We start from the raw sequence: 26,758 nt of genomic DNA, 5'->3' as shown, positions 1-26,758 counted from the left end.
CAGAGGAAACAGTGGGATCTTTTTAGCTGCTACCAATGGTAATGCAGGCGGCTATGAGCTTCAAGTTCTTGATGGGTATAACAACGAGAATAAGACTTATGTTAATGGAATGGTCGGAAGTATTTATAAAGAATCCATTCCGTTAGTGAATCCGGCTAAAAGACCCGGAGAGTGGAATGTTTACGACGTTGTTTGGACAGCTCCTTTGTTCAATGCCGATGGAACCGTGAAGGCAAAAGCAAGAGCGACTGTGTTTTTAAATAAGTTATCGAAATATTTGGTTAAGAAAATTGTAGATTCTATAGATTGTTGAACATTTATCTTTCAGATATATATTTATATAAGGAAGATAAATGTTCATTTATTCCACATTTCTCATGTTTTTACTAAACAATGTAACGAAACGTTGGCGTTGCTTTCTGATAGAAGATAGTTAAAACTAACGCATGCTTGGGCTATTTATTGCAATATATTATTATTAGGGATTGATGTAGGAACATCTTCGATCAGGGATCAATCTCTGAAGTTTTGAGATTGGCTACTTATATTTATATTGTACATTAAATACTAAGAATGTAATGATGAAAAGATTTCTCTGGCCTGCCCTTGTTCTTATTGCTTTGGTTGCTATAAGTATGATCATAGTAGCACCCCCAACAAAAAAGGAATATTCCAGTTGGACAACAATGACTGGCTCTAATGATGGGATACGGTACTCTTCAGGCGAGAATATTACAAAAAAAAATGTTGGACAATTAGAAGTAGCCTGGGTATATGATACACATGATGAAGCACAACGTACTACGATTCCTACAACACCCTTAATGCTAGATGGAGTATTATACGGAGTATCTCCTCAATTAAATCTTTTTGCTATTGATGCTGTAACAGGAGCTGAGAAATGGGTCTTTAAACCTTTAGATCCAAATGCCAGAGGATCCGTTCGGGGGATATCTTATTGGCAAAGTGAGAGTGGTAAAGATAAACGCATTATTTATTCAACAGGCCCGTATCTATATGCTGTAAATGCTTTTGATGGTAAGGTTATAAAGAGTTTTGGTAAAGGAGGGTTTATTGATCTACGTGAAAACTTAGATGGAGATTTTGAAAATACTTCCGCTGCGGGTAACGCTGCCCCAATTATATATAAGAACTTATTGATTACATCTATGCGTGTTGGAGAGGAAAATGACGCAGCACCCGGACATATTCGTGCTTTCGATATATTAAGCGGAGAAAGAAAATGGATCTTTCATACCATTCCTCATCCGGGTGAATTTGGATATGAGACATGGGAAGATAAAGATGCCTGGAAACGAGTAGGCGGAGCCAATAATTGGGCAGGGATGGCATTGGATGAAGAAAGAGGAATAGTGTATGTTCCAACAGGCTCGGCAACACCAGATTTTTATGGTGCTAATCGCTTAGGGTCTAATTTATTTGCCAATAGTTTGATTGCTTTGGATGCTGCAACCGGTAAATATATCTGGCATTATCAAGTTGTCCATCATGACATATGGGATAGAGACTTGCCTGCTAACCCAAATTTGCTGACCATAAAGAAAGATGGAAAGTCGATCGATGTAGTTGCCCAAATCACAAAGCACGGTTATATATTTATGTTCGATCGTGTTACCGGCGAATCAATATTTCCAATTAATGAGGTTCCTGTACCTCCATCTGATTTGCCCGGTGAAGTAGCTTGGCCTACACAACCGATTCCTGTTCTTCCTGAACCTTTTGCCCGTCAGAAGTTTGGTCCGGAAGATGTCAGCGACCGGACTTCTGAAATTCAGAGAGATTTGTTAAATCAATATTATAAGTACAGAAACGGAAATTTATTCATTCCTCCTAGTTTACAAGGTGGTTTTACTTTTCCTGGTTTTGATGGAGGTGGTGAATGGGGTGGCTCAGCGGTTGATCCTGAAACGGAAATCATGTATATCAATACGACTGAATTGCCCTGGTGGACTCAGATGGTTCCTAATCCCGCATTGAATCGTGTTGTCGGTACTACGTTTAAAGAAGTAGGAAAGAGTGTTTATGCTAAATCATGCGCTAGTTGTCACGGTGCTGAGTTAGAAGGTATTGGTGCAGCATTCCCTTCACTGGTCAACCTTAATAAAAAATATAATGAGCAGGAGGTTCGGTTAATACTTGATAATGGAAGGAATATGATGCCTGCATTTAAATCGATGCCGGAATCAGAAAAAGCTCCTTTAATAACTTTCTTGCTTGATTTGGAAGATAAGGAGGCCATGCCAGCTAATCCTGGACGACCAGGTGTAGAACGGATTCCGGCGAGAGACATTGTACCAGCATTTTCTATGACAGGCTATCATCGCTTTATGGACTCTGATGGATACCCTGGAATAAAACCGCCTTGGGGTACATTAAATGCAGTAAATTTGAATACCGGGAAACTGCTTTGGAAAGTGCCATTGGGAGAGTTTGAAGAATTGAAAGAACAAGGGCTGGCAAATAGTGGAACTCAAGTATATGGAGGACCGGTGGTGACGAAGGGCGGAGTGGTGTTTGTTGCTTCTACCGAAGATGAAAAAATACGTGCTTTTGATAAAGATAATGGTGCGTTATTGTGGGAGGCCAAGTTGCCTGCAGCAGGTTTTGCTACACCGGCGGTTTATACAATCAATAAAAAACAGTATGTTGTGATTGCAGCAGGAGGAGGAAAGCTTGGTGCTAAATCGGGAACTCAGTATAATGCGTTCGCTTTACCTGATAAGTTTAAATAAAACATGTTTAAAAAAAGAGTATTTGTGTATTGTACTGCCATAACAGGGAGTATATGTCTATTGTTTTCTGTTGCTAAAGGTCAAACAGCTTTAACACCAATAGATACAGCTATCCGGTTGGATGAAGCTATAGTAAGAGGGTATATTTCGCAACAGCCTCTATTACAGACTCCTGCATCGGTAGGGTTAGTGAGTAAAAATCAGCTTATAAATCATTCAGGAGAGACTGTATTGCCTGCAATAAATACAATCCCCGGTGTTAGGATGGAGGAGAGGTCGCCGGGTAGTTATAGATTATCATTAAGAGGAAGCTCATTACGCTCTCCCTTTGGTATAAGAAATGTAAAGGTTTATTTAGATGAATTTCCTTTGACTGATGCTGGTGGAAATACTTATTTGAACTTGATAGACAGTAAATCAATACAAGGTTTGGAGGTATTAAAAGGACCTGATGGTAGTTTATTTGGAGCAAATTCAGGTGGTGTAGTTTTAGTTGATGTTACGGGAAAGCAGTCGGATGATAGGTTGCTATCTGTGGATGTTAACGGTGGTTCTTATGGACTTTTTCACCAAAGTGCTTTCTTTCAGAAGAAATGGAATGGCTCTCAGTTAAATGTTAATCAGGGTATTCAGCGATCTGACGGTTATCGGGAAAATTCAGCTATGAAGCGATACTATCTACAACTTGCTCACCAATGGCAATATACATCAAGCAGTCGGTTAAAGGTATTAGCATTGTATTCGGATATGAATTATCAAACTCCCGGAGGGCTGAATGAGGCTCAGTTTTTAGCTGATCCAAAACAGGCTCGTCCGGCTGCGGGTCCAAATCCGGGAGCTGTATCTCAACATGCTCAGATTGATAATAAAACTTTCTTTGGCGGGATTTCGAATGAGACTCAATTAACAAGTAGCTTAAAGCATATTGTATCGATATTTGGTACGCATACTGATTTTACAAATCCTTTCATTACTAATTACGAAATGAGAGATGAGGATAATATTGGATTACGCAGTTATTTTGATCTTTCAGGAAAGACGTTTTCCGAATCAATTTCATGGAGATGGAATCTTGGATTAGAATGGCAGAAATCCTATCATGATATCTATAATTATGATAATAATGGAGGCGACCGCGGTTCTTTGCAAACGGCTGATGGGATTAATTCTGATCAGCATTTTTATTTTACACGGGTAAATGTAAACGTGGCGGATAGATTAATGGTTGAAGGGGCTATTAGCCTTAATTACTACAAGTACATATTTGAAAGTATACCGCCTACTGATGCAGAGAAGGGCAAAAGAAATTTTCCATCACAATGGATGCCTAGGGTTGCTTTATCTTATTTGTTAACACCTCAATTTGCATGGCGCGCTTCTGCAAGTCGCGGTTATTCAACTCCTACTACAGCAGAAATCAGACCTTCAAATACCATTATTAATACAGACCTGAATGCTGAAACTGGTTGGAATTATGAAACTGGATTTCGTTTAGAGACATTTAATAATCGCGTTCAGGTGGATGCATCCGTATTTAATTATCAAATGGAGAGTGCTATTGTCAGACGTTTAGATGAAGGTGGAAATGAGTTCTTTACCAATGCCGGTGGTACGAAGCAAACCGGTGTAGAAGCTTTGGTGTCTGCCTGGCTCTTACCTGCTAATAACTCGAGATTTGTTCGCGGTCTGGTAGTCAGATCTAGTTATACCTATAGCCATTTTGAGTTTAGAGATTATAGCGATGCTGAACATGATTATTCTGGCAATAGACTGACGGGCGTTCCAAGAAATTCGGTTGTTTCTAACTTTACTATTCGCTTTCCTAAGGGGTTCTCATTTTTCTCACAATATAATTACACAAGTAAGATTCCTTTAAATGATGCAAATAGTGTATTTGCTGCTAACTATAATTTATTAGAAGCTAATATAAGCTGGCAGGGAATTGTCGGTAAGAAGACAGGGATGAGGGTTTTCTTAAGTGGGGATAATTTACTGAATGAGACTTATAGTTTAGGTAATGATATTAATGCTTTCGGAAATCGGTATTATAATGCTGCTGCATTACGTAGTTTTAATGTAGGAGTAACGATAAGCATATAGGTATTTGGAGTTCAATCATTAAAAGATTGAATTCCAAATAATTCGAATACTGGAAATAATAACGATAATCCCTACTCCTAGAAACATCTTTTTGACCGGGAGTCTTCCAACAAGCTTAGCAGCTAGAGGAGCAGCAATTAGCCCTCCAACAATTAGGCCCAAAACGGTATCTATGTGACTTACTCCAAGAATAAGAAAGAAAGTCATGGCACTTGAGAAGGTTACAAAAAATTCAGTCAAGCTAACCGAACCTATAACATATTTCGGACTTCTTCCTTTTGATATTAAGGTGCTGGTTACTAAAGGCCCCCAGCCTCCTCCTCCAAAAGAATCTAAAAAACCTCCGGCACCAGCCAGCCAGCCAGCATGCTTTACCTTTTGAGATTTAATTTGTTTCTTGAAGGCATTGATCAGTATACGGATTCCCAGAATAAGGGTGTATATAGATAGGATAGGTCTAAGCCATCCCGCATATTTCTCCCCAAAGAAACCTAAAAGAAGTGCGCCACAGATAGCTCCTATTACCCCTGGAATTAGTAGAGTTTTGAAAAGTTTTTTATTTACATTTCCAAATTTATAATGACTGTATCCTGAAGCTCCACTAGAGAACATTTCTGCTGTGTGGATACTGCCGCTAACAACCACCGGATTAACTCCTCCTGATAGGAGAAGGGTCGTTGAAATCACTCCATAACCCATTCCGAGTGCTCCATCTACCATTTGAGCTACAAAACCTATTGCTAACATCCAGAAGAATTGCTCGTCGATTTTTCCTGGAAGAGCCTGGATGTAGTTGACAACTCTATCACCTGGAATATATGCAAGTATGGCAAAAATAATGAACAATAAAGCCAGAGTTATTAAGCTCCAGTTGGCAATACGTTTCCATTTTTTCTCTTGTGTGCTTGTTTTGATGGGTGCTTTATTGATTATTACATTTTCCTTGGGTTGCTTCGCCCCCAAGAGGGTTGGTTCGGCATTTATATTTGTTTCCCTAATTGCGGGCTGAGTCTTTTCAGGCATCTGCTAGATATTATTGTCTATTAAATCAGTCGACAATAATACGTTTTTGTTTTTTTAAACACAAGATTTTAAATAATTTTTTACTTGTATTTTTTTGTAGCTGTACTAAATTATAATCTATTCTTAATATTTAAATGACATTTCTTAGGGTAATTGGTACTCTTTTTGAACATATTTTTAGTATAATAATAAATATGAATAGAATAATTAAAAAGCCAGTACTGTTAGATGGGAAGTTTGCGGATGCAAAGAAATTCAGACCGATACCACCTCCTGTAGGCAAATGGCCCTATAATTTGGATATAGAAGAGGTAGAGCCTAAGGTTTCAGGAAAAGGGAATGAGTTAGTTTTTCATATGGTAGGTGATACCGGTAGCGCGAAGGATTTAAGTTTTCAGCGGTTATTAGCGCTACAGTTAATCAAGCAGGCCAGGGAGGATAAAAATAAAGCACAGTTTTTATATCATTTGGGAGATATTGTTTATGATCATGGAGAAAGGGAGGAGTATCCTGCTCAATTTTTCAAACCTTTTGAAGAGTATCCTGGTCCAATATTCTCCATTCCTGGTAACCATGATGCTGAAGTTAATCTTTTAAATGAGTCTCCTTACGAGAGTTTAGATGGTTATATGGATGTTTTTTGCGATTCAAGACAGCGATATGTTAAGTTTTCTGAAGGAAGTTCGCGTAAAAGTATGATACAGCCCAATGTATATTGGACATTAAACACTCCGGTAGCAACAATAATAGGACTATATGGAAATGTCGCTAAGTTTGGTGTAATTACTGAAGATCAAAAAAAATGGTTTGTTGAGGAATTGAAAAAGCATGCTTTGGATTCGGAGGGAAAAGTATTAATTGTGTGCTTGCATCAATCTCCTTTTTCGGCGGATATCAACCATGGTTCGAGTTTGGCGATGATTAAATTTCTTGAGAGTGCATATATAGAAGCTGGAGTGAAACCTGATATTGTTTTCAGCGGCCACGTACATAATTACCAGCGTTTTATTCGCAACTATCCGGATGGCGCGAGGGTTCCTTATATTGTTGCTGGTGCAGGTGGGTATGCTATGCTTCATCCCTTAGCGAAAGAAGGAGATCGAATGATTAGTACTGATCATAATTTGCTTAAAGATGTAAAGCTGGAAAAATATTGTTTTGAGCAATATGGCTTTCTCAAGATTAGAATAGTTAGAACTGAAGCAAAACTGAGCTTGATCGGAGAATATTATACCATCCCTTTAAATGCAAAGTATGATAAGGATTTTGATGCTACATTATACGACCGCTTTGAGATTTTATTAAAACAGTCAGAAATGACTTTGTGCTAATATAATTTTCCCCTATACGAGGGTTATATCCAAGAATTTATTTTCCGTACTTTTGCAATTCTGAGAAAATAAAGACAACGATGCTGAACCCCGAAATAAAGAAAAGACGAACTTTTGGAATTATTAGTCACCCTGATGCTGGAAAGACGACCTTAACAGAGAAGCTTTTGCTTTTTGGAGGTGCTATTCAAAAGGCAGGAACGGTAAAGCGTAATAAAGCAGAGAAGACCGCAACCTCTGATTTTATGGAAATTGAGAAGCAGCGTGGAATATCCGTTGCTACTTCTGTTATGGGCTTTGAATATTTAGACCATAAGATAAATATTCTGGATACACCTGGGCATAAGGACTTTGCTGAAGATACATATAGAACATTAACTGCTGTCGATTCTGTGATCTTAGTGATAGATTCAGTAAAGGGAGTGGAGGAGCAAACCCGCAAATTAATGCAGGTTTGTAGAATGCGCCACACACCGGTAATTGTTTTTATTAATAAAATGGATCGGGAAGGAAAGGAACATTTCGAACTTCTTGAAGAAATAGAAAAGGAATTAAACATTTCTGTAAGGCCTTTAAGTTGGCCAATAGGTATCGGAAGTAGTTTTAAAGGTGTGTACCATCTTCATAAGCATAAGCTGAATCTTTATAGTGCAAATAAGAAAAACATTTCAGATGACTATATACCTATTGAAGATTTAGCAGATACACAATTAGATGCTATATTAGGTGAAAAAGCAGCTAACACACTACGGGATGAGGTAGAGTTGGTAGATTCAGTTTTTGAGCCGTTTGATACCTCTTTATACCGCTCTGGCTATTTGGCTCCCGTTTTCTTTGGTAGTGCAATTAATAATTTTGGAGTTCAGGAACTACTTGAAACATTTATTGAAATAGCTCCGGAACCACAAGGTCGGGCAACAGATACAAGATTCGTTGAACCTAATGAGAAGAAGTTTACAGGTTTTGTTTTCAAAATCCACGCTAACTTAGATCCTAAGCATCGAGATCGAATCGCCTTTTGCAGAATATGTTCAGGTAAATTTGAACGGAATACTTTCTACCACCATGTGCGCTCAAATAAAAACTTAAAGTTTGCATCTCCAACTAGTTTTATGGCGGATAGTAAGAGCTTGGTAGAAGAAGCATGGCCAGGTGATGTAATAGGTTTGTATGATTCTGGCAATTTTAAGATAGGGGACACTTTGACCGAAGGTGAAGTGATGAATTTCGTAGGAATCCCTAGCTTTTCTCCGGAGATATTTAAGGAATTGGAAAATGCAGATCCTTTTAAAACTAAACAATTAGAGAAGGGAATCACTCAATTAAGTGATGAAGGTGTAGCACAGTTATTTGTTCAAAATCCGGGTAATCGAAAAATTATTGGTACAGTTGGAGAGCTTCAGTTTGAAGTGATACAATTTAGATTATTGCAAGAATATGGTGCTTCTTGCCGGTTCAGACCAATGAATACCCGTAAAGCGAACTGGGTATCTTCTGAAGATCCTGAAGTTTTAAAGAAATTCCTCTATAGTAATGCATCAAAAATTGCATATGATAAAGAAGATCGTCCGGTATTTTTAGCTGGTTCGCAATGGGATATTGATTATGCTTTAGGGCAATATCCTAAAATCCAATTTCATGAAAATTCAGAATGGGATATAGTCGAGGTTAAGGTTTAATCTTAGTCTCTATTTCTTCAATGATAAATATATAATAACTTAGCAATATGATTGCTAAATATATCTATCCTTTCTATATAATACTATTTCTCTTCTTAATAGGATGTAAAGCTTCTGACACTTCTATTCCTACCATAGGCTTTGTGGATGCTTTTGAAGATGCTACGATTTCTCAAGCTCATGATGGGTTCATTGATGCATTAAAGCAACAAGGGTTTAGCGAAGAGGAAAAAACATTGAAAGTTTTATATCGAAATGCACAAGGGGATATACCTACCTTAACTCAAATTGTCAACTATTTTGTTTCTCAAGATGTTACTTTAATCGGAACTAGTACCACCGTAGCGACTATCACAGCCGTTCAGCGTGCAAAAACTGTCCCCATTTTTATGATGGTTTCGCCTGAGCCCAAACGAATGGGAGTGGTCAACGACGAAGGAGAAGCTCCTGGTAATTTATTTGGAGTAGGAGAGTCTCTCGCTTATATAGATACTTCGTTTGCTTTGATTCCTAAATTTATTAAGCCAAAAGGAGATAGACTTATCGTGGGGATGGTTTATAACCAATCAGAACCTCAATCTCAAGATGCCCTTCAAAGGGTAAAAGCAATGGCGGAAAAATTAAATATCCTTATTGAAGCTATGCCCGTTAACAGTTCTGCAGATGCTCAATTAGTTACTCAGTCGTTGTTGAATAAAGGTATTGATGTGTTCTTTGCTAATCCTGATAATACAGTTTTTGCTTCTTTCGAAACTATTTTGAAGAATTGTAATGAAAAAAATATTCCAATTTTTACCAGTGAAGCTGGTTTAGTAAAAAGAGGTGCGGTTGCTGCTTTTGGAGCTGATATTTATCAGTGGGGTTACCAAGCTGGTGAGCAGGCAGCAGAATTCCTGAAAAAAGGAGATACCTCAGGGTTAAAGATCGAAATGGTTAAGCTCCGTAAAAGGGTTTATAATTCGCAAATTGCAAAACACTACAACCTTACTTTTCCAGAGAACTTTGAGATGATTGAATAATGGATTTTTACCTTACAGCGCTACTTCAAGGATTATGTTTATCAGGGATCGCTCTTGGTATATATATATCCATGAAGATATTTAACATCCCGGATATTACAACAGATGGGAGTTATACGCTTGGAGGAGCCGTTACGGGTATGTTATTGTCGAACCATTTGCCAACAGGAATTGTTCTTCCCATTGTTATTATAGCTGGAGGACTGGCTGGGATATTTACCGGTCTAATTCATACAAAACTGAAGATAAACCCTTTGCTTTCCGGTATATTGGTAATGACTGGCTTGTACTCAATTAACCTCAGTATAATGGGGCGATCAAACATTCCCTTACTTAATTATAAAACTCTTTTTGATAGCTTTCATTTTATTGCCGATTTGAATTTGAACAGTTTGGTTATTCTTTTACTTATCGCAACTCTATTAATCCTTTTGATTGGCTATATTTTAAAATCAGATTATGGTATAACCATGCGTGCTACTGGGAATAGTGAGAAAATGGTGAGTGCGCTAGGGGTTAATATTGATAGAATTAAGATTGTCGGACTTGGTTTTGCAAATGCGCTGACTGCTGTAAGCGGATTTTTAATGACACAATTCCAGGGTTTTGCAGATATCAATATGGGTATAGGTATTGTGATCGTCGGATTGGGATCTGTAATAATTGCTGATACTTTTATTAATTGGATGAATATAAATTCAATCTGGACAAGCCTGATTCTAGTTTGTTTGGGTGCTATTCTCTTTCAACTGGTTCTGGCTTTTACATTGAGTATAGGCGTTGATCCAACTTTGTTGAAATTAATTACTGCATTGTTTGTTTTGTCTATCGTGAGTTTGCCAAGGCTTAACTTAATTAGGAACTAAATGATTGAATTTAATCACGTTTATAAAAGCTTTAATGTAGGCAGACCTAATGAAATAGCTGCTTTACGAGGTATTAATTTACATATTGAAGCCTCAGAATTCTTGGTTTTGGTGGGTTCCAATGGTTCTGGTAAATCTACTCTGTTAAATCTTATTGCTGGTAATATTTTTCCTACAAGTGGTAATATTAAGATTGCCGGCCAAAATGTAAACAAACTCCCTGAATACAAGCGAAGTAAATGGCTGGCAAGAGTTTTTCAGAACCCACTTCTGGGAACAGCTCCAGAACTGAGTATAGTAGAGAATTTTCGTTTAGCTTCTTTAAGAACATCATCAAAAAGTTTAAAGATTGGTTTGAATGCTAATTTTAAAGAGGAGATAAGTGATCGTATTGCAGTTTTGGGGTTAGGTCTTGAGAATAAATTGCAACAGGCTATGGGAAGTCTTTCCGGAGGACAAAGACAAGCTCTTAGTTTATTAATGGCGGTAATGGCCGATATTCAGATTTTATTATTGGATGAACCTACTGCCGCGCTGGATCCACGATCGGCGACAATTGTTTTGGAGACAGCCGACAAACTTATTAAAGACTATTCGATAACGGCGATTATGGTTACACATAATCTCAAAGATGCTTATCAATATGGTTCACGAATTATCCAGTTACATGATGGTAAGATCAAGCGGGATATCAGTAAGGACAAGAAAGAGCTGTTGAGCTATGTAGATATGTATGAATGGTTTATCTGAAATGTAAAAACAATTTAAATATTTAATCCTTAAATTAGTATAAGTTATTTTGTTACATGGAATTTATAGATTATTATAAAATTTTAGGAATTGATAAATCTGCAACAACTGCAGATATAAAAAAAGCTTACCGTAAGGCCGCTCGAAAACACCATCCCGATTTAAACCCTAATAATAAAGAGGCTGAGAAAAAATTCCAGCAGATAAATGAAGCTAATGAGGTTTTGAGCGATCCTAAAAAGCGGGAGAAATACGATCAATATGGTAAGGACTGGCAGCATGCAGATGCTTATGAACAAGCTAAGCAATCGCAAGGGGCTTATCAAGGACAAGGTTATCAAGGAGGATCAGCAGGGAATCCTTTTGGTGGCTATTCTGGGTCAGCAGATTTCGGCGGACAAGATTTTTCAGATTTCTTTTCCTCTATGTTTGGCGGAGGCGGAGGCTCTCGAACTAGACAAACTCAGTTTCGGGGTAATGATCTGAAAGCAGAGCTTCATCTTAATTTTAGAAAAGCTGCAGAAACTCACAAACAAAGTATAACTGTTAATGGGAAGACAATCCGGATTACTGTTCCTGCCGGAGTATCAAACGGACAAGAGATAAAATTAAAGGGCTATGGTGGTGCAGGAATTAATAATGGACCCAATGGTGATTTGTACATAACATTTGTTATCGCCGATGATTCAGATTTTAAACGCATAGGAAACAATTTATATGCTACCGAAGAAATTGATTTGTATACTGCTGTTTTAGGGGGCGAAATATACGTTAATACACTTTCCGGTAAAGTGAAGTTAAAGGTAAAGCCGGAAACACAAAATGGTACAAAGGTGAAATTAAAGGGAAAAGGATTCCCGGTATATAAAAAAGATGGAGAATTTGGAGATTTGATTATCACCTATCAAGTAAAGATTCCGACAGGTTTGAATGAAGAGCAAAAGGAAATATTTAGAAATTTAGCTAATGAGACATAATATGGAAAGCTCAGTAATTAAAATTAAAGAATATTGTAGTTATTATAAAATAGAACCGGATTTTGTAATTTCTTTAGAAGGTGTAGGTTTAATAGAAACCCTTATAATTGAAGGTGAGCGCTTCATTCACGAAGAGCAGTTGAGAGATCTGGAAAGATATACAGCCTGGCATTACGAAATGGATATTAATATCGAAGGAATTGATGCCTTACGGAATATGCTTTCTAATTTAGAGCACTTACAAACTGAAATTCAACACCTTAAAGAAAGACTTCGGATTTATGAGTAAGGTGGGTGAACTAAGTAGATTAATTTCCACCAAAGCTAAGGTATTTTATTTCCATGAATTCATCTAAGCCATGCTTAGAGCCTTCGCGTCCAATTCCAGATTGCTTGATTCCTCCAAATGGAGCTGACGCTGTTGATACCATTCCTGTATTTATTCCAACCATGCCTGATTCTATTTGTTCTGCAACACGCCAACAACGATGGATGTCTTGGCTATAGAAATAGGCTGCTAGGCCAAACTCTGTATTATTGGCTAACTCTATGGCTTCCTTTTCATTTTTAAATCTGAATAAAGAAACCACTGGTCCAAAGGTTTCTTCGCGTGCTATTAATGATTGGGTAGAGACATCAGAAAGGACCGTTGGTTCAAAGAATAAATCTTTAATTACATGACCTCCTATCTGTATTTTTGCTCCACCTTCAGTTGCGTCTTTCAGATGTTCCTGAACCTTTTCTAATCCTGATTTATTAATTAACGGACCAACCTGCACATCCTTTTTTAAACCATCTCCTGTTTTTAATTTGCTGACGGCTATCGTAAGTTTTTTGGTAAATTCTTCAAAAATTGAATCTTGAATTAAGAAGCGATTTGCAGCAACGCAGGTTTGACCTGAATTTCTAAATTTTGCAATAAGAGCACCTTTTACTGCTTCATCAATATTGGCATTATCGAAAACAATGAAGGGTGCATTCCCTCCCAATTCAAGCGATACCTTCTTAATAGTGTCAGCTGCTTGAGACATAAGGATTCGTCCAACCTTTGTTGAGCCTGTAAAAGAAATTTTTCTCACTAATGGGTTGGTGCTTAGCTCTTTGCCTATGCCAGAGCTGTCTTTTCCAGTGATTATATTTAGAACACCTTTAGGAAAGCCAGCTTCTTGTGCAAGTTTACCCAAGGCCAAAGCTGTAAGCGGAGTCTCTGAAGCAGGTCTTAACACTACAGTACAACCTGCAGCCAGTGCGGGTGCAACTTTTCTTGTAATCATGGCCAGTGGAAAGTTCCAAGGCGTAATGGCTGCAACAACGCCAATACCTTGCTTTATCGTAACAATTCGATTTGTCGGATTAGAAGATGGAATGGTATCTCCATAAGAACGTTTTCCTTCCTCTGAGAACCAAGATATAAAAGATGCGCCATAAGTGATTTCGTTATAACTTTCAGTTATTGGTTTTCCACATTCTAAGGTCATGATCTCTGCAATCTGATCTTTATTTTGAATAATAAGGCTATACCATGCATATAGTAAATCTGCTCTTTCTGCCGCAGTAGTATCTTTCCATTTTTTCCATGCTATGTTCGCAGCTTTTATCGCTTGCTTTGCTTCACTTACGGTTAAATCAGCCACTTTAGCAACGGTTTTGCCATTTGCCGGATTATTAACATCAAATGTTTTTTTGCCGCTGATCCATTTTCCATCTATTAATGATTCGGTAATGAGGAGATTATTTGTTGCTTTCATTCTGTTTTATTTCTATAGAAGAGGAGGGATTCTTCTAATTTTTCGAGAAAGGTTAAATTTAACTAATTTAAACCAATAACTTTATAGCGATTTTCATTTCAAACATTCATGAATAAGTATTTGTTTTTATTCTTTTTTTGTTTCCTGTCGCTTGGTACCTATGCCCAAGGTGATATCAATCAAAATGAAATAAAAGCTGTAAAACCTTTAACATACCGTGAACGACTAGATTCCATTCGACTTGCTAATGCTTTAGAAAAAAAGCGGATTTATGACTCAGTAAAACATGTTCAGGATTCTCTCCAGATGCAGTGGGTGAAAATGCCAGATGCTAATAGACCTAATATCTTTCTGGATAGTTTAAAAGATCTTTATACGGTTAAAAATGGTGATTTCTTTACTTGGCATAATCAATTTAAAGATAGAATTGAACATTTTAAAGCTGGAACTCCTAAATATGGTCGAGATAATTGGATTGTTGCGGTTATACTTTCATTGCTCTTGTTCTTTGCTATAATTCGGGTTAGTTACCCTAATGAGATTATTGTGATGATTCAAGGTTTTTTTAACAATCGAGTATTAACTCAGATTAGTAAAGAAGAAAGCCTGTTTAATTCATGGCCCTTTGTCTTTCTGTATTTATTATTTGGATTTACAATCGGGCTTTTTCTTTATTTGGTAAGTACATTCACCCAGTTGGGTGGTATAGCTGAAGGTTTTAATCTATACCTTATATTCTCTATAAGTATTATGGTCTTATTTAGTTTGAAGATTATAACCTTGAGGTTTATAGGTTTTCTATTTGATGTGCCAAGGTTGGTGAGAGAATATGTTTCTATTCTATATTTGAGCTATTTTAATACGGCTCTTATGTTTTTACCAGTCGTAATTATTATGGCGTTCTCCCCAAAAAATTTAGTGGGTTCCTTTATGATATTTGGGGTGATGATACTTGCTGTGATTTTCTTTGTACAGGTTCTAAGAGCAGGCACTACGATTTTTAAAACGTATTCCCTTTCAAAGTTTTATTTATTTCTGTATCTTTGCACCCTCGAAATAGGTCCTATTCTTATTTTAGTGAAGGTATTAGGTTTTTAATAAAAATTATAAAAATGCAAGAATCAGTAGACAGAGCAAAGAAAGTAAAAAGCATTTTGGTAACTTTACCAAAGCCTGAAAATGAAAAATCGCCGTACTTTATACTTGCTAAGAAGTATAATCTGAAACTAGATTTTAGGGCCTTTATTCACGTAGAAGGTGTTCCTGCAAGAGACTTCAGAAAGGAAAAAATAGATCTTGCTTCGTTTACATCGATCATCTTTACAAGTAAAACTGCCGTAGATCACTTTTTTCGGATATGTGAAGAGATGCGTTATGATGTTCCTGCTGATTTAAAGTATTTCTGTCTTTCTGAAACAATTGCTCTCTATCTTCAAAAATATATTCAGTATCGCAAGCGTAAAATATTCTTTGGTAAGCAAACAGCCCAGGATTTAGAAGATATTCTTAAAAAACACGCAAAAGAAAAGTTCCTTTTTCCGTGTTCAAATGTTGCTGGAGAGGAAACTCAGAACTGGCTTACAGAAAATGGCTATGACTTCACGCCAGCCGTTTTGTTTAAAACAGTAGTAAGTGATTTGTCCGATTTGAAAGACGTTTTTTACGATATTATTGTTTTCTTTAGTCCGTCAAGTGTTCAGTCTCTTTATGAGAACTTCCCTGATTTCGAACAGAAAGATACACGTTTAGCAGCCTTTGGAGCAAGCACTCATCAGGCAATTTTAGATCGTGGTTTGATTTTAGATATTGCGGCTCCAACTTCTGAAGCGCCGAGTATGACTATGGCTGTTGAGCAATACGTAACACAGGTGGTTAAATAGTATTATTGCTGCTGAGATTCTTGTTGACCGAAGAAGAGTAGAAGTTTATCTAATTGCTTTCGATTTATTACTTTAAGCAAATCATCCTCTGAAGATTCCCGAATTCTTTTAACTGATTTGAAAGTTTGTAAGAGCTTTTCTGCAGTCGTTTTCCCTATTCCCGGTATCAATGTCAGTTCAGTTTGAAAGGTCTTTCTACTGCGTTGGTTTCTATGGAATGTAATGCCAAATCGATGTGCTTCATCTCTTAATTGCTGAATAATCCGTAAGGTCTCTGATTTTTTATCTAAGTAAAGTGGAAACTGATCGCCGGGATAGTAAATTTCTTCCAACCTTTTTGCAATTCCTATAATCGTAACTTCTTTTTCTATTCCTAGTTTTTTTAAGCTTTTCATGGCAGATGATAGCTGCCCTTTGCCGCCATCAATTACGATGAGCTGAGGTAATGGCTGTTCTTCGGCTAGCAGCCGTTTATAGCGTCTGTAAACCGCCTCTTCCATGGTTTTAAAGTCATCAGGTCCCTCAACGGTTTTAACATTAAAATGTCTATAATCTTTTTTTGACGGGCGCGCATCTTTAAATACAACAATGGCGGACACCGGATATTTGCCTTGAAAATTTGAATTGTCAAAGCACTCAATGTATTGAGGAAGCTGATTCATTCGTAAATCTTTTTGCATTTTTTCTAAAATGCGTTTGGTACGGCTTTCCGGATTTAATTTCTCGTATTGTTCCAGCTTTTCTTTTTTGAAATACAATACATTTTTTTGAGATAGTTCTAATAGTTTCTTTTTATCACCCTGTTTGGGTACCGTAAACTTTAGATATTCAGTGTTTTCTATTTCTAGTTTAAAGGGTACAATTATTTCTTTCGAGTCACTTTCAAAACGACTTCTCAATTCAGGAATTGCAAGGGCCAGTAATTCCTCATCACTTTCATCCAAGCGTTTCTTGATCTCTATTGTTTGCGTTTGAATAATGGCTCCATTCATTACCTTAAGGAAATTGACAAATGCCAGTTCTTGTTCAGAAGCAATGCTGAAGACATCCAGATTGCTTAAGGAGGTATTTACGACTGTCGATTTACTTTGATAATTAGATAATAATTCGAGCTTCTGTTTTATCCTTTGAGCATCTTCAAAACGGAGATTTTCTACTGCTATCTCAAGATCTTGCTTTAGACGATTGAGAACAACACCTATTTTCCCTTCCAGGATATTATGGACTTGTTCAATATTAGCCATATAATCCTCTTCTGATTGAAGATTTTCGCAAGGCCCCATGCAATTGCCAATCTGGTACTCAAGACAAACTCTGAATTTGCCTTTTAGTATATTCTCTTTTGATAAGTTCAAGTTGCAGGTGCGTAATGGGAAAAGCTCTTTTATAACTCCTAATATGGCATGCATCATACTTACGGAAGCATAGGGACCATAGTATTTTGATCCATCTTTAATGATTTTCCTTGTCCAGAAGATTCTGGGAAAGAATTCGTTTTTGATGACAATCCATGGATATGTTTTATCATCTTTCAGCATCACATTATAACGCGGTTGATGTTTTTTGATCAGGCTATTCTCAAGTAACCAGGCATCAATTTCTGTATCTACAATTGTAAACGTTATTTTATGAATCTTTTTAACCAGAACTCGTGTTTTGGTATTCAGGTTCTGGTCGTTTACAAAATAAGAGTTAATGCGATTTTTTAGATCTTTGGCTTTCCCGATGTAGATCAAATTGTTCTTGGCATCCCAATATTGATAAACTCCAGGCTTATGTGGAATGTTACTGATTGTTTCGCGATAATTGAATGGTGTCATAGATTCTCTCCGTTACCAAAGTTAGGGAGCTTGTTTTGAATTAAAGACTGATTTGCATTTAAAATTCTTCGCATTAGTGTCATAATTCGCATCCTTTTACTTACTATCGAATAGTATTGATATTTTTGTACAGGTCAATTTGTTAAATTCTATGCTGCGTAAACCGCTTTTTCTTTTTTATTTCTTGTTTTTTTATGCTGTAACCCAGCTTATTTGGTGGGGTATACTTCTTATACAGATGGCTCCGCAAAGAAAGGGGATGTTTATTGGTGAGGCAATATTCTTTTTTATCATCTTTATTTTTGGTGCTATTAAGTTAAAGCAAGCATTTGAAAGGGAGAAAAAACTTCATCAGCAGCAGCATAATTTTATGCTCTCAGTAACTCACGAACTGAAATCACCCCTGGCATCTATAAAGCTTTATATCCAAACTATTTTAAAAAGAGAGCTGGATAAGGATCAGCAACAACAGTTTATGCGCAATTCATTGAAAGATATTGAACGATTGGATGATTTGGTAGAGAATGTATTAATTGCCACTAAACTAGATAGTGTGCAGGTTCAAATGCAAAAAGAACCGTTTAACTTCTCTGAAGCTGTAACCAAAATAGCAGATCGTTTACAAGTTTACTCTTGTACTACACAGAGTATAAAATTAAATGTTGAGGACGATATCTATTTGAGAGGTGATAGTTTTACCTTATCTTCGGTTGTTACTAACCTTTTGGAAAACGCTATTAAATATTCTCCTCCTTGTGAGCAGGTTTCCGTTAAGTTATACAAGGAAAAGGATGAAGTTATTTTATCGATTGCTGATTTTGGTATTGGAATTCCAGAAAGTGAGAAGAGAAATATATTTAATAAGTTTTATCGTGTGGGAAGTGAAAATACCCGCAAAACAAAAGGTACCGGTTTAGGGTTGTTTATCGTCAAAACCGTACTTGATAAACATCAGGCGCAAATTAAGGTAAAGGATAATAAGCCATCCGGAACTGTTTTTGAAATAACATTTAATAATTATGCAGACTAAACAACGAATCCTTCTCGTAGAAGACGAAGAACATTTACTCGAAGCAATTAAGTTAAACCTGGAAATGGAAGGCTATAAAGTTAGTACTGCCACAGACGGTAAAAAAGCACTTAAGGTGTTTAAAGAGGAGCGATTTAACTTAGTCATTTTAGATGTAATGATTCCTGAAATCGATGGGTTCCAGGTTGCTGAAACAATTCGTCTTGAAAATACGGAAGTGCCAATAATGTTCTTAACCGCAAAGAATACAAGTGAAGATAGAGTAATGGGCTTAAAAAAAGGTGCTGACGACTACCTTGTTAAGCCATTTAACCTGGAAGAATTAATATTGCGTGTAGGGATTCTTGTTCGGCGGGGTTTAACGGGTCATGATTTCAAGGAGGTTAATACCTATAAAATCGGTGACAAAACCATTCATTTCAATTCTTTTGAATTACACAATGCAGATGGTAGCATTACAGCTCTTACAAAAAAGGAGACGATGTTATTAAAATTGCTTGTAGAAAGAAGGAATGAAGCTGTATCAAGAGAGCAGATATTAGAAACAGTGTGGAATTATGATGTATATCCGTCTACTCGTACCATAGATAATTTTATCCTCACATTTCGTAAATATTTTGAACGCGATCAGAAGAATCCTATTTATTTTCATTCGATCCGCGGTGTAGGATATAAATTTACGGATCACACGTAGTTTATTTATGATGACATCTAGATGGCGATGGATAATTATTGTTATCGCAATGCTGTTATTAGCATGGGCGGTATATCATCGGTCGTATCAAGTAGGTTCTTTGCTGATAGCTATAGTGGCTTATATGGTTTGGTCTCATTTTAAGGAGGGAACCGTTGTATTAGCTTCAGAAGCATTTCAGAATAAAGAATACGATAAAGCCAGAAAGCTTTTGGCTGATATTAAAAATCCGGAATATCTTAGAAGGAGGCGAAGAAGCTATTACGAGTTTATAAATGGTAATTTATATCTCCAGCTTCTGGATGATAGTTCAGCTGAAAGGCACTTTCAGCTAGCATCCCGTTTGCCTTTCCGTAGGCCAAATGATAAGGCTATTGTATTTGTACATTTGGCAAATATAAACCTTAGGAAAAAAGATTATGAACGCGTCAGAGCTTACTTAGCTAAAGCTTCTGAAATAGAAGTTAGTTCAAGAATTGCACAGATTATTAATAGAATAGAAAACGAAATACCAAAGAAGTGAATCAAAACGTAGAGAACAGTCTGTTTATTCGTGCTGCACTTTCGCAGCAAACTGAGCGTCCGCCAGTATGGATGATGCGTCAAGCAGGGAGGTTTATGCCCGAGTATTGGGAAATTAAAAATAAATACTCCTTTCTTGAAATGTGTAAAACTCCCGAAATTGCGGCTGATGTAACCATGTTGCCCGTTAACTTGTTGGGAATTGATGCTGCAATACTGTTTTCAGATATATTGGTTACTCCTGAAGCTATGGGTGGAGATTTAAGCTTTAAGGAAGGGGTAGGACCTCGGTTCTCAAATCCAGTACGTAACAGGTCTGATGCAGAGGCTTTAGAAACTGATGTTATTGATAAGCTGCAATACGTTGCCGAAGCAATTAAAGAAATTCAAAGCAGATTAAACGGTTCAATCCCTTTAATCGGTTTTGCCGGAGCACCATTTACGATATTGAGTTACTTAATTGAAGGGGGCTCTTCAAAAGACTTTAAGAAAACAAAATATCTTTTACACAATGACCCTGAGCTGGCTCATTTTATTCTTGCTAAGATAGCTAAGGTAACGGTTGATTACTTGAATATGCAGATCGATGCCGGAGTAAATGCATTGCAGTTATTTGACAGCTGGGCACAAGCACTTTCATGGGATGATTATAATGAATTCTCACATCAATATAATAAAGAAATAATCTCTAAGCTGAACCGTAAAGGTGTTCCGATTATTTCCTTTGCAAAAGGAAGTTCTGTTTTTTATCCTTTGATGGTTGAGTCCAGACCAGATGTGATTTCTGTGGATTGGAATGCAAACTTGAGAAGTTTAAAGGATTCTCTTCCTGCGGGGATTGCAGTTCAAGGGAACTTAGATCCATACATCTTTTATGCGGATAAACCGGTGATAAAAAAACGCATCGAACAATTGTTTGAAAGTATGCGGGGTGTAGATGGCTATATATTTAATCTTGGTCATGGTATTATGCCAGATTTCTCATTCGATAAGGTAAAATACGCAGTAGATTTGATTAAAGAATTTAGATATTAATTACTATCGTGATTTACCTATACGCTAAATCTATTCATATCATTTTTGTCATTTGTTGGATGGCCGGACTTTTCTATATAGTCCGGCTTTTCGTTTACCATACCGAAGCAAAACTGAAGTCTTCAGATGAATACATGCTTCTTCATAAGCAGTTTATAATTATGGAGAGTAAACTGTGGTGGGTAATAACAACTCCCGCAATGTATTTAACAGTAATCGCTGGTTTAGTTATGTTATATATTAATCCGGCACTCTTACAGACTCCATGGATGCATGTAAAGCTTTGTTTTGTTCTGGCACTGCTTGCATACCATTTCATTTGTCAGCGAGTTATGCGGAATTTAAAAGATGAGCTTAGTAAATGGACTTCAACACAACTTCGATTATGGAACGAGGTTGCCACCATTATACTTTTTGCAATTGTATTTATTGTGGTGTTAAAGAGTGCTGTTAACTGGATTTTTGGTTTAGTCGGTTTAATCGCTTTATCCGTTCTCTTAATGATGGCTGTGAAAATTTATAAGCGATATCGTAATAGAAACTCTTAATACAATACAGTGAATTTAAACTCAAGAGGTTTAAATTTATGAATTAGCTCCTCAATAAAGCTATCCCCGTATTTTACATAATAAGGCCCAAAGTTTTCTATCCGTTCTTGTAGAACTCCACCAGGGAAAAGAGCTTCCTTTATTCTCTCAATTTGATTCAAAGCTTCTTTGTAATTCTTCTGATCGGCCTTTAGCAATTTCTTTTCCAATCGGTTAATAGCCTTTTTCAATCGTGCTTCAATGGCATCTGTACTAGGACCTAAGGTAGGATCTATCTTATAAGCCCTGAGTTTAATTTTCTCGAATAGGGAAGTAAACTCCAGCCATTCATCATTCAGGTTTAAACGATGTTTACTATGTACGCGTACGTATTCTTTCTTAAGAATCTCGGTGTTTTTGAAAATACTTTTATACGTAAAATTAAGTCGATATATTTTCTCTCCAAGCTTGCCATCGGCTATCATCGCAGAATTGCGAGGTATTAATATAGGGAAGTCTACTTGATAAAAATCAAATACGCCTTTCAGTTGCATCCAATAATTTATCTCAGCACCTCCTCCAATATAAGCTAAATTAGGAAGGATGATTTCTTGATAGACAGGACGCATAATAACATTCGGACTAAAGCGCTCCGGATGTTTGTCTATCTCTTTCAGAAGTTCATCTTTAGAAAAATATCGTTGCTGATTCAGGACCTCGTAATTTCCTTCCTTATTTAAAATGATTCGCTCTCTAAAATTATCCTTTAAGTAGAAGAAGTTGATATCTCGTCCATGAACCTGGGTTTTAAAGCCAGCATCTGAAAGTTCCTTTGATGTTTTTTCGACCTCACGAGAACTGTTTTGTTCAACGATATCTTCTTTAATTATAGGGATAAAGAGCTTTTTTAACTCAACTTGGTCTGCATCTATTACTACCAATCCATAGTTCCCGAATAGTTGATTAGCTAAGCTGCGGGTAGCATCAGCAAGGTTAGACTGCTCTAAATAAGCTTTCTCTATTATTTTCGCTAATTTAGTAGAGTTATCTGATAAGCCCAATATATTCTGATAGGTTTGTACAGCCTCCTTAATATCGGCTGTAGACAAGCGACCAGTTGCTCCGGTAGCCACTTTATTCCACTTTATTGTATGCTTAGAAATATGAGTGTGGTTAATTTCGTCAAAATCATGATCCTCGGATGCCATCCAATAAACAGGAATGAAATTACTAGATGGAAATTGTTCCTTTAAATCCATTGACAATTTAATAGCAGTAGCTATTTTGAAAATAAAATACAAAGGACCGGTAAAGATATTTAATTGATGGCCGGTTGTAATCGTAAAGGAATTTGCTTCCTTTAGTAAATGGATATTTGCTAAAGATTCATCAGAAGTTTGACAGTCTTTTTGCTGTTCCAGAAGAGCATCAACTAATACATTTCTATGTGCAAAAGATTTGTTATTGATTTGCTTTGAAAACCCTTCCTGATCTGGTCTATTACCATAAAATGCTGCTAGTTGGTCGTTATTTTCGAAATAGTTTATTAATAAGGACGAGAAGCTGAGAGTATCGCTATAATCAATATAAGTTGCCTTCATACTGCAAAAGTAATATTCTGGAAGTGAGTATAAAGTTTATCATGATTATTTTACAATTGAACCATGTAAGTCGAAATCATCTGCTCTATTTATTAAAACATTCGCATATCTACCCACCGTGACATAGCTGTCTGACTTTGGAATTAAAACTTCATTATCAACTTCAGGTGAATCAAATTCAGTTCTACCTACAAAGTAATCACCCTCAATTCTATCAATTAAAACTTTATAGGTTTTACCTACTTTTTGTTGATTTATATCATAAGAAATTCCCTGTTGAATTCCCATTATCTCTTCTAATCGAGCTTCCTTAACTTCAGCCGGAACATCATCAATTAGGCTATGAGCATGCGTATTCTCTTCATGTGAATAGGTGAAGCAACCTAAACGGTCAAATTTACTTTCAGCAACCCATTCTTTCATTTCTTCAAAGTCTTGCTGAGTTTCACCTGGGTATCCACAGATTAAAGTGGTTCTTAAAGCTATATTTGGAACTCTATCGCGGATCTCACTTACCAAATCAAGTGTTTTCTGTTTGGTAATACCTCTTCGCATGGATTTGAGCATATTGTCAGAAATATGTTGAAGGGGCATATCCAAATAGTTGCAAATATTGCTTCTTTCATTCATAGCATCCAGAATGTCCATTGGAAAACCTGAAGGATAGGCATATTGCAGACGTATCCATTCAATTCCTTCTACATCAGAAAGGTTACGCAGTAAATCTGCTAAATTTCTTTTTCCATACATATCTAAACCATAATAGGTTAAATCTTGAGCAATTAAGATCAGCTCTTTAGTACCATTTTGAGCTAAAAATTTTGCCTCCTTTACTAAAGCTTCAACTGGTTTTGATACATGCTTTCCTCGCATCAATGGAATGGCGCAAAAGGAACAAGGTCTGTTACAACCTTCTGCAATTTTAAAGTATGAAAAATGAGACGGTGTAGTTAATAGACGCTCACCTATTAACTCATATTTGTAATTGGCTCCAACAGACTCCAATAGATTCTCTAAATCGTTAGTTCCGAAATAATTATCAACATTTGGAATCTCCTTCTCAAGTTCAGGTTTATACCTTTCAGAAAGGCAGCCGGTAACGATTACCTTTTTTAATTTTCCTTCGTCTTTTAATGCACTATATTCCAGAATTGTATCAATCGATTCCTGCTTCGCATTATCAATAAATCCACAAGTATTAATAATTACAATATCCTCTTCCTGTACATCATCTGATTCGTGTACAACCTCCATCTTGTTGCCTTTCAATTGTCCCATTAATACTTCACTATCGTGAATGTTTTTAGAACAACCTAAGGTTACTACATTTATTCTCGGTTTCCTTTGGATGGGGGCTTCCGCTATCTTCGTTTTCATTCTATTTGAATAGAGAGTTTACAAACTCAGTTTTATTAAACAACTGCAAGTCATTTATTTTTTCTCCAACACCAATATATTTTACTGGTATTTTAAATTGATCGGAAACTCCAATCACTACCCCGCCTTTTGCTGTGCCATCCAGTTTGGTAAGTGCTAAAGCATTTACATCTGTAGCTTCTGTAAACTGTTTACATTGCTCAATAGCATTTTGTCCGGTAGAGGCATCAAGCACCAAGAGTATTTCATGAGGGGCATCAGGTACCACCTTCTTCATGACATTTTTTATCTTGGTTAATTCATTCATTAACGCAACTTTATTATGTAAGCGCCCGGCTGTATCAATTATTACTACATCTTCGCCATTTGATACTGCTGACTGCAAAGTATCGTAAGCCACAGAAGCAGGATCAGAGCCCATGGGTTGCGCCACAACTCTTACTCCAACCCGTTCTCCCCAAACTTTTATCTGATCAACAGCTGCAGCTCTAAAGGTATCGGCAGCGCCTAAAACTACTTTATTGCCACTTTCCTTTAATTTGTGAGCGAGTTTCCCAATTGTTGTGGTTTTACCTACACCGTTCACGCCTACCACCATGATTACATAGGGTTTATGCTTACCATATTCAAAATTAGCAAAATCATCGCTGTTGTTTTCTGCCAATAAGGCCTGAATCTCTTCCCGAAGAATCTGATTCAACTCAGAGGTGTTTACATATTTATCGCGTTCTACCCGTGCCTCTATTCTTTTGATAATCTTAAGCGTTGTAGTAACGCCCACATCAGAGGTAACTAATATCTCTTCTAATTCGTCGAGAACAGCATCATCAACAGTAGATTTTCCTACTACTGCTTTTGATATTTTTGCAAGAAAACCTTCTTTAGTTTTCTCTAAACCCTTATCAAGGGCCTCCTGCATTTGTACAGTGGGTTTTTCCTTCTTTTTAAAAAAATCAAATAATGCCATAAATTATATATGTATTATATAAAGGTAAGGATTTTGCGTAGGTATAAAATAGAAAAGCCCTTCCAAATTATCGGAACGGCTTATATAAGAACTTTAAAATGTTACTATTCAGCAGGAGCTGAAGCTACAAGATCTTTTGCAACCTCTACTGCTGCTTTAATCTGATCATTGTGTGCTATAAGCTCTTTGAAAGAGTAAGCACCAGTCTTTGGTGACCGAGCAGCTGTAATAACTTTTGTATAATCTTTACCTTTTCCTGATTTCAGGGATGCGATTGATTTCTTTGCCATTTCTTTAAGCTTTTATGCGCCAAGCGCGTAAAAAGATATTATTTAATTTCTTTATGAAGAGTAACTTTACGAAGCACAGGATTAAATTTCTTTAATTCTAAACGCTCGGTGGTGTTCTTCTTGTTCTTAGTGGTAATATAACGAGACATTCCCGGTTGACCACTTTCTTTGTGTTCAGTACATTCTAATATTACTTGAACTCTGTTACCTTTTTTAGCCATTATTGTATTTCTTAGATTCGTTCTCTGCTATAATTGAACGATATATTTTATATATAGATATTCTGAAAAAGCATTTGTTTAGTGGAATACTAAATAAAGCCCTTTTTTACGAATTTATCAATTACTGCTGAGATACCCAGTTTATTGATGGTTTTGATTGCCGAAGTAGATACTTTTAAAGTAATCCACCGGTTTTCTTCTGGAATAAAGAACCTTTTTGTTTGAAGGTTCGGGTAAAATCTACGAATGGTTTTAACGTTTGAGTTAGAAACCCTATTCCCCTTTAATGCTGTTTTACCTGTTAAATCACAAACTCTTGACATGACTAATGCTATTTCGTTCTATTAATTCTCAATTATTTAAGAGTTTGCAAATATCGAAATTTATTTTGATTATGCAATTATATTTTGTTTCTATTTTTTTATGAAAAGATCTGTATTAAATAGAAACCGGATTAAATAATCTAATTAACCATCAAAAGAATTGATGCTTATCTGCTTTTCAGTATCTTTATGCTGAATTCCAGAAATTCAAAAATACCTAAAATT

Annotated in this window: 26 protein-coding genes; 17 read left to right on the top strand and 9 right to left on the bottom strand. The window is 36.6% G+C overall.

Features of this window, described 5'->3' with window-relative positions:
* From VL047_RS09085 to VL047_RS09075, 3 genes are all read left to right on the top strand, one after another.
* Positions 1 to 313 (top strand): DUF1080 domain-containing protein (locus VL047_RS09085; protein WP_325359862.1); only part of this gene is annotated, 313 nt, incomplete at its 5' end.
* Positions 314 to 578: 265 nt separating this feature from the next.
* Positions 579 to 2,753 (top strand): PQQ-binding-like beta-propeller repeat protein, encoded by a 2,175-nt coding sequence (locus tag VL047_RS09080; RefSeq protein ID WP_325359860.1) that lies wholly within the window; start codon positions 579 to 581, stop codon positions 2,751 to 2,753.
* Between the two features lie 3 nt (positions 2,754 to 2,756).
* Positions 2,757 to 4,853, top strand: coding sequence for a TonB-dependent receptor (locus tag VL047_RS09075; RefSeq protein ID WP_325359858.1), 2,097 nt, complete (start codon positions 2,757 to 2,759; stop codon positions 4,851 to 4,853).
* Between the two features lie 18 nt (positions 4,854 to 4,871).
* Here VL047_RS09075 and VL047_RS09070 read toward each other — a convergent pair whose 3' ends face one another.
* The gene (locus VL047_RS09070; protein ID WP_325359856.1) at positions 4,872 to 5,876 is read right to left on the bottom strand and encodes a sulfite exporter TauE/SafE family protein; all 1,005 of its coding nucleotides are present in this window, start codon (positions 5,874 to 5,876) and stop codon (positions 4,872 to 4,874) included.
* Positions 5,877 to 6,070: 194 nt separating this feature from the next.
* Here VL047_RS09070 and VL047_RS09065 point away from each other — a divergent pair, with 194 nt between their 5' ends.
* The 7 genes from VL047_RS09065 (at position 6,071) to VL047_RS09035 (ending at position 12,787) form a co-directional block, all read left to right on the top strand.
* Positions 6,071 to 7,207, top strand: coding sequence for a metallophosphoesterase family protein (locus VL047_RS09065; protein WP_325359854.1), 1,137 nt, complete (start codon positions 6,071 to 6,073; stop codon positions 7,205 to 7,207).
* Positions 7,208 to 7,287: 80 nt separating this feature from the next.
* Entirely contained in the window at positions 7,288 to 8,886 is a 1,599-nt protein-coding gene (locus VL047_RS09060; protein WP_325359852.1) for a peptide chain release factor 3, read from the top strand.
* A 47-nt stretch (positions 8,887 to 8,933) separates the two neighbouring features.
* Entirely contained in the window at positions 8,934 to 9,905 is a 972-nt protein-coding gene (locus VL047_RS09055) for an ABC transporter substrate-binding protein (protein ID WP_325359851.1), read from the top strand.
* The gene (locus VL047_RS09050) at positions 9,905 to 10,771 is read left to right on the top strand and encodes an ABC transporter permease (protein WP_325359849.1); all 867 of its coding nucleotides are present in this window, start codon (positions 9,905 to 9,907) and stop codon (positions 10,769 to 10,771) included. The genes VL047_RS09055 and VL047_RS09050 overlap by 1 nt, the downstream gene beginning before the upstream one ends.
* Positions 10,772 to 11,521: an ABC transporter ATP-binding protein gene (locus tag VL047_RS09045; RefSeq protein WP_325359847.1), complete on the top strand. Its 750-nt coding sequence runs from the start codon at positions 10,772 to 10,774 to the stop codon at positions 11,519 to 11,521.
* A gap of 56 nt (positions 11,522 to 11,577) precedes the next feature.
* Positions 11,578 to 12,498: a J domain-containing protein gene (locus VL047_RS09040; protein WP_325359845.1), complete on the top strand. Its 921-nt coding sequence runs from the start codon at positions 11,578 to 11,580 to the stop codon at positions 12,496 to 12,498.
* Position 12,499: 1 nt separating this feature from the next.
* Positions 12,500 to 12,787, top strand: a complete 288-nt coding sequence (locus VL047_RS09035) for a chaperone modulator CbpM (protein WP_325359843.1) — start codon at positions 12,500 to 12,502, stop codon at positions 12,785 to 12,787.
* A 19-nt stretch (positions 12,788 to 12,806) separates the two neighbouring features.
* On the opposite strand, the gene VL047_RS09030 is transcribed toward VL047_RS09035, so the two are convergent.
* Positions 12,807 to 14,246: an NAD-dependent succinate-semialdehyde dehydrogenase gene (locus VL047_RS09030; RefSeq protein ID WP_325359841.1), complete on the bottom strand. Its 1,440-nt coding sequence runs from the start codon at positions 14,244 to 14,246 to the stop codon at positions 12,807 to 12,809.
* Between the two features lie 108 nt (positions 14,247 to 14,354).
* Between VL047_RS09030 and VL047_RS09025 the strand changes: the two genes are divergently transcribed.
* Entirely contained in the window at positions 14,355 to 15,344 is a 990-nt protein-coding gene (locus VL047_RS09025; protein ID WP_325359839.1) for a DUF4271 domain-containing protein, read from the top strand.
* A gap of 14 nt (positions 15,345 to 15,358) precedes the next feature.
* Positions 15,359 to 16,126 carry a uroporphyrinogen-III synthase gene (locus VL047_RS09020; RefSeq protein WP_325359837.1) on the top strand — a complete coding sequence of 256 codons (768 nt, stop codon included), beginning with the start codon at positions 15,359 to 15,361 and terminating at the stop codon, positions 16,124 to 16,126.
* Between the two features lie 2 nt (positions 16,127 to 16,128).
* On the opposite strand, the gene uvrC is transcribed toward VL047_RS09020, so the two are convergent.
* Positions 16,129 to 17,946, bottom strand: a complete 1,818-nt coding sequence (uvrC, locus tag VL047_RS09015) for an excinuclease ABC subunit UvrC (protein WP_325359835.1) — start codon at positions 17,944 to 17,946, stop codon at positions 16,129 to 16,131.
* A gap of 154 nt (positions 17,947 to 18,100) precedes the next feature.
* Here uvrC and VL047_RS09010 point away from each other — a divergent pair, with 154 nt between their 5' ends.
* Genes VL047_RS09010 through hemJ form a run of 5 tightly spaced genes read left to right on the top strand, consistent with a single transcriptional unit; the run spans position 18,101 to position 21,775 of the window.
* Entirely contained in the window at positions 18,101 to 18,976 is an 876-nt protein-coding gene (locus tag VL047_RS09010; RefSeq protein ID WP_325359866.1) for a sensor histidine kinase, read from the top strand.
* The gene (locus VL047_RS09005; RefSeq protein WP_325359833.1) at positions 18,966 to 19,670 is read left to right on the top strand and encodes a response regulator transcription factor; all 705 of its coding nucleotides are present in this window, start codon (positions 18,966 to 18,968) and stop codon (positions 19,668 to 19,670) included. The genes VL047_RS09010 and VL047_RS09005 overlap by 11 nt, the downstream gene beginning before the upstream one ends.
* Positions 19,671 to 19,677: 7 nt before the next feature.
* Entirely contained in the window at positions 19,678 to 20,193 is a 516-nt protein-coding gene (locus VL047_RS09000; RefSeq protein WP_325359831.1) for a hypothetical protein, read from the top strand.
* Complete coding sequence (gene hemE, locus VL047_RS08995; protein ID WP_325359829.1) at positions 20,190 to 21,227, top strand: uroporphyrinogen decarboxylase; 1,038 nt, start codon at positions 20,190 to 20,192, stop codon at positions 21,225 to 21,227. Before VL047_RS09000 ends, hemE begins: the two co-directional genes overlap by 4 nt.
* Before the next feature lie 8 nt (positions 21,228 to 21,235).
* On the top strand, positions 21,236 to 21,775 hold the full coding sequence (hemJ, locus tag VL047_RS08990) for a protoporphyrinogen oxidase HemJ (RefSeq protein ID WP_325359827.1): 540 nt from the start codon (positions 21,236 to 21,238) through the stop codon (positions 21,773 to 21,775).
* Here hemJ and bshC read toward each other — a convergent pair.
* The 6 genes from bshC to rpmB form a co-directional block, all read right to left on the bottom strand.
* The gene (gene bshC / locus VL047_RS08985) at positions 21,772 to 23,355 is read right to left on the bottom strand and encodes a bacillithiol biosynthesis cysteine-adding enzyme BshC (protein ID WP_325359824.1); all 1,584 of its coding nucleotides are present in this window, start codon (positions 23,353 to 23,355) and stop codon (positions 21,772 to 21,774) included. The genes hemJ and bshC overlap by 4 nt on opposite strands.
* A 45-nt stretch (positions 23,356 to 23,400) precedes the next feature.
* Complete coding sequence (gene rimO / locus VL047_RS08980) at positions 23,401 to 24,732, bottom strand: 30S ribosomal protein S12 methylthiotransferase RimO (protein WP_325359822.1); 1,332 nt, start codon at positions 24,730 to 24,732, stop codon at positions 23,401 to 23,403.
* Between the two features lies 1 nt (position 24,733).
* On the bottom strand, positions 24,734 to 25,699 hold the full coding sequence (gene ftsY, locus VL047_RS08975; protein ID WP_325359820.1) for a signal recognition particle-docking protein FtsY: 966 nt from the start codon (positions 25,697 to 25,699) through the stop codon (positions 24,734 to 24,736).
* Positions 25,700 to 25,803: 104 nt separating this feature from the next.
* Entirely contained in the window at positions 25,804 to 25,989 is a 186-nt protein-coding gene (locus tag VL047_RS08970; protein ID WP_325359818.1) for a DUF4295 domain-containing protein, read from the bottom strand.
* A 38-nt stretch (positions 25,990 to 26,027) separates the two neighbouring features.
* Positions 26,028 to 26,210: a 50S ribosomal protein L33 gene (gene rpmG, locus VL047_RS08965; protein WP_132222336.1), complete on the bottom strand. Its 183-nt coding sequence runs from the start codon at positions 26,208 to 26,210 to the stop codon at positions 26,028 to 26,030.
* 89 nt (positions 26,211 to 26,299) lie between these two features.
* Positions 26,300 to 26,533: a 50S ribosomal protein L28 gene (gene rpmB / locus VL047_RS08960; protein ID WP_132222334.1), complete on the bottom strand. Its 234-nt coding sequence runs from the start codon at positions 26,531 to 26,533 to the stop codon at positions 26,300 to 26,302.
* Positions 26,534 to 26,758 lie beyond the last annotated feature (225 nt).

Origin of the sequence: Albibacterium sp., from assembly GCF_035514885.1 — a bacterium.
Classification (GTDB): Bacteria; Bacteroidota; Bacteroidia; order Sphingobacteriales; family Sphingobacteriaceae; genus Albibacterium.
The sequence above is the reverse complement of the archived record's forward strand: the minus strand, read 5'-3'. Positions and strand labels throughout refer to the sequence as shown.

What these genes read in the sequence shown, in the direction of transcription:
- VL047_RS09080 (WP_325359860.1), top strand. Translation starts at nt 579, where the DNA reads ATGATGAAAAGATTTCTCTGGCCTGCCCTTGTTCTTATTGCTTTGGTT.
- VL047_RS09075 (WP_325359858.1), top strand. Translation starts at nt 2,757, where the DNA reads ATGTTTAAAAAAAGAGTATTTGTGTATTGTACTGCCATAACAGGGAGT.
- VL047_RS09070 (WP_325359856.1), bottom strand. Translation starts at nt 5,876, where the DNA reads ATGCCTGAAAAGACTCAGCCCGCAATTAGGGAAACAAATATAAATGCC.
- VL047_RS09065 (WP_325359854.1), top strand. Translation starts at nt 6,071, where the DNA reads ATGAATAGAATAATTAAAAAGCCAGTACTGTTAGATGGGAAGTTTGCG.
- VL047_RS09060 (WP_325359852.1), top strand. Translation starts at nt 7,288, where the DNA reads ATGCTGAACCCCGAAATAAAGAAAAGACGAACTTTTGGAATTATTAGT.
- VL047_RS09055 (WP_325359851.1), top strand. Translation starts at nt 8,934, where the DNA reads ATGATTGCTAAATATATCTATCCTTTCTATATAATACTATTTCTCTTC.
- VL047_RS09050 (WP_325359849.1), top strand. Translation starts at nt 9,905, where the DNA reads ATGGATTTTTACCTTACAGCGCTACTTCAAGGATTATGTTTATCAGGG.
- VL047_RS09045 (WP_325359847.1), top strand. Translation starts at nt 10,772, where the DNA reads ATGATTGAATTTAATCACGTTTATAAAAGCTTTAATGTAGGCAGACCT.
- VL047_RS09040 (WP_325359845.1), top strand. Translation starts at nt 11,578, where the DNA reads ATGGAATTTATAGATTATTATAAAATTTTAGGAATTGATAAATCTGCA.
- VL047_RS09035 (WP_325359843.1), top strand. Translation starts at nt 12,500, where the DNA reads ATGGAAAGCTCAGTAATTAAAATTAAAGAATATTGTAGTTATTATAAA.
- VL047_RS09030 (WP_325359841.1), bottom strand. Translation starts at nt 14,246, where the DNA reads ATGAAAGCAACAAATAATCTCCTCATTACCGAATCATTAATAGATGGA.
- VL047_RS09025 (WP_325359839.1), top strand. Translation starts at nt 14,355, where the DNA reads ATGAATAAGTATTTGTTTTTATTCTTTTTTTGTTTCCTGTCGCTTGGT.
- VL047_RS09020 (WP_325359837.1), top strand. Translation starts at nt 15,359, where the DNA reads ATGCAAGAATCAGTAGACAGAGCAAAGAAAGTAAAAAGCATTTTGGTA.
- uvrC (WP_325359835.1), bottom strand. Translation starts at nt 17,946, where the DNA reads ATGACACCATTCAATTATCGCGAAACAATCAGTAACATTCCACATAAG.
- VL047_RS09005 (WP_325359833.1), top strand. Translation starts at nt 18,966, where the DNA reads ATGCAGACTAAACAACGAATCCTTCTCGTAGAAGACGAAGAACATTTA.
- VL047_RS09000 (WP_325359831.1), top strand. Translation starts at nt 19,678, where the DNA reads ATGATGACATCTAGATGGCGATGGATAATTATTGTTATCGCAATGCTG.
- bshC (WP_325359824.1), bottom strand. Translation starts at nt 23,355, where the DNA reads ATGAAGGCAACTTATATTGATTATAGCGATACTCTCAGCTTCTCGTCC.
- rimO (WP_325359822.1), bottom strand. Translation starts at nt 24,732, where the DNA reads ATGAAAACGAAGATAGCGGAAGCCCCCATCCAAAGGAAACCGAGAATA.
- ftsY (WP_325359820.1), bottom strand. Translation starts at nt 25,699, where the DNA reads ATGGCATTATTTGATTTTTTTAAAAAGAAGGAAAAACCCACTGTACAA.
- VL047_RS08970 (WP_325359818.1), bottom strand. Translation starts at nt 25,989, where the DNA reads ATGGCAAAGAAATCAATCGCATCCCTGAAATCAGGAAAAGGTAAAGAT.
- rpmG (WP_132222336.1), bottom strand. Translation starts at nt 26,210, where the DNA reads ATGGCTAAAAAAGGTAACAGAGTTCAAGTAATATTAGAATGTACTGAA.
- rpmB (WP_132222334.1), bottom strand. Translation starts at nt 26,533, where the DNA reads ATGTCAAGAGTTTGTGATTTAACAGGTAAAACAGCATTAAAGGGGAAT.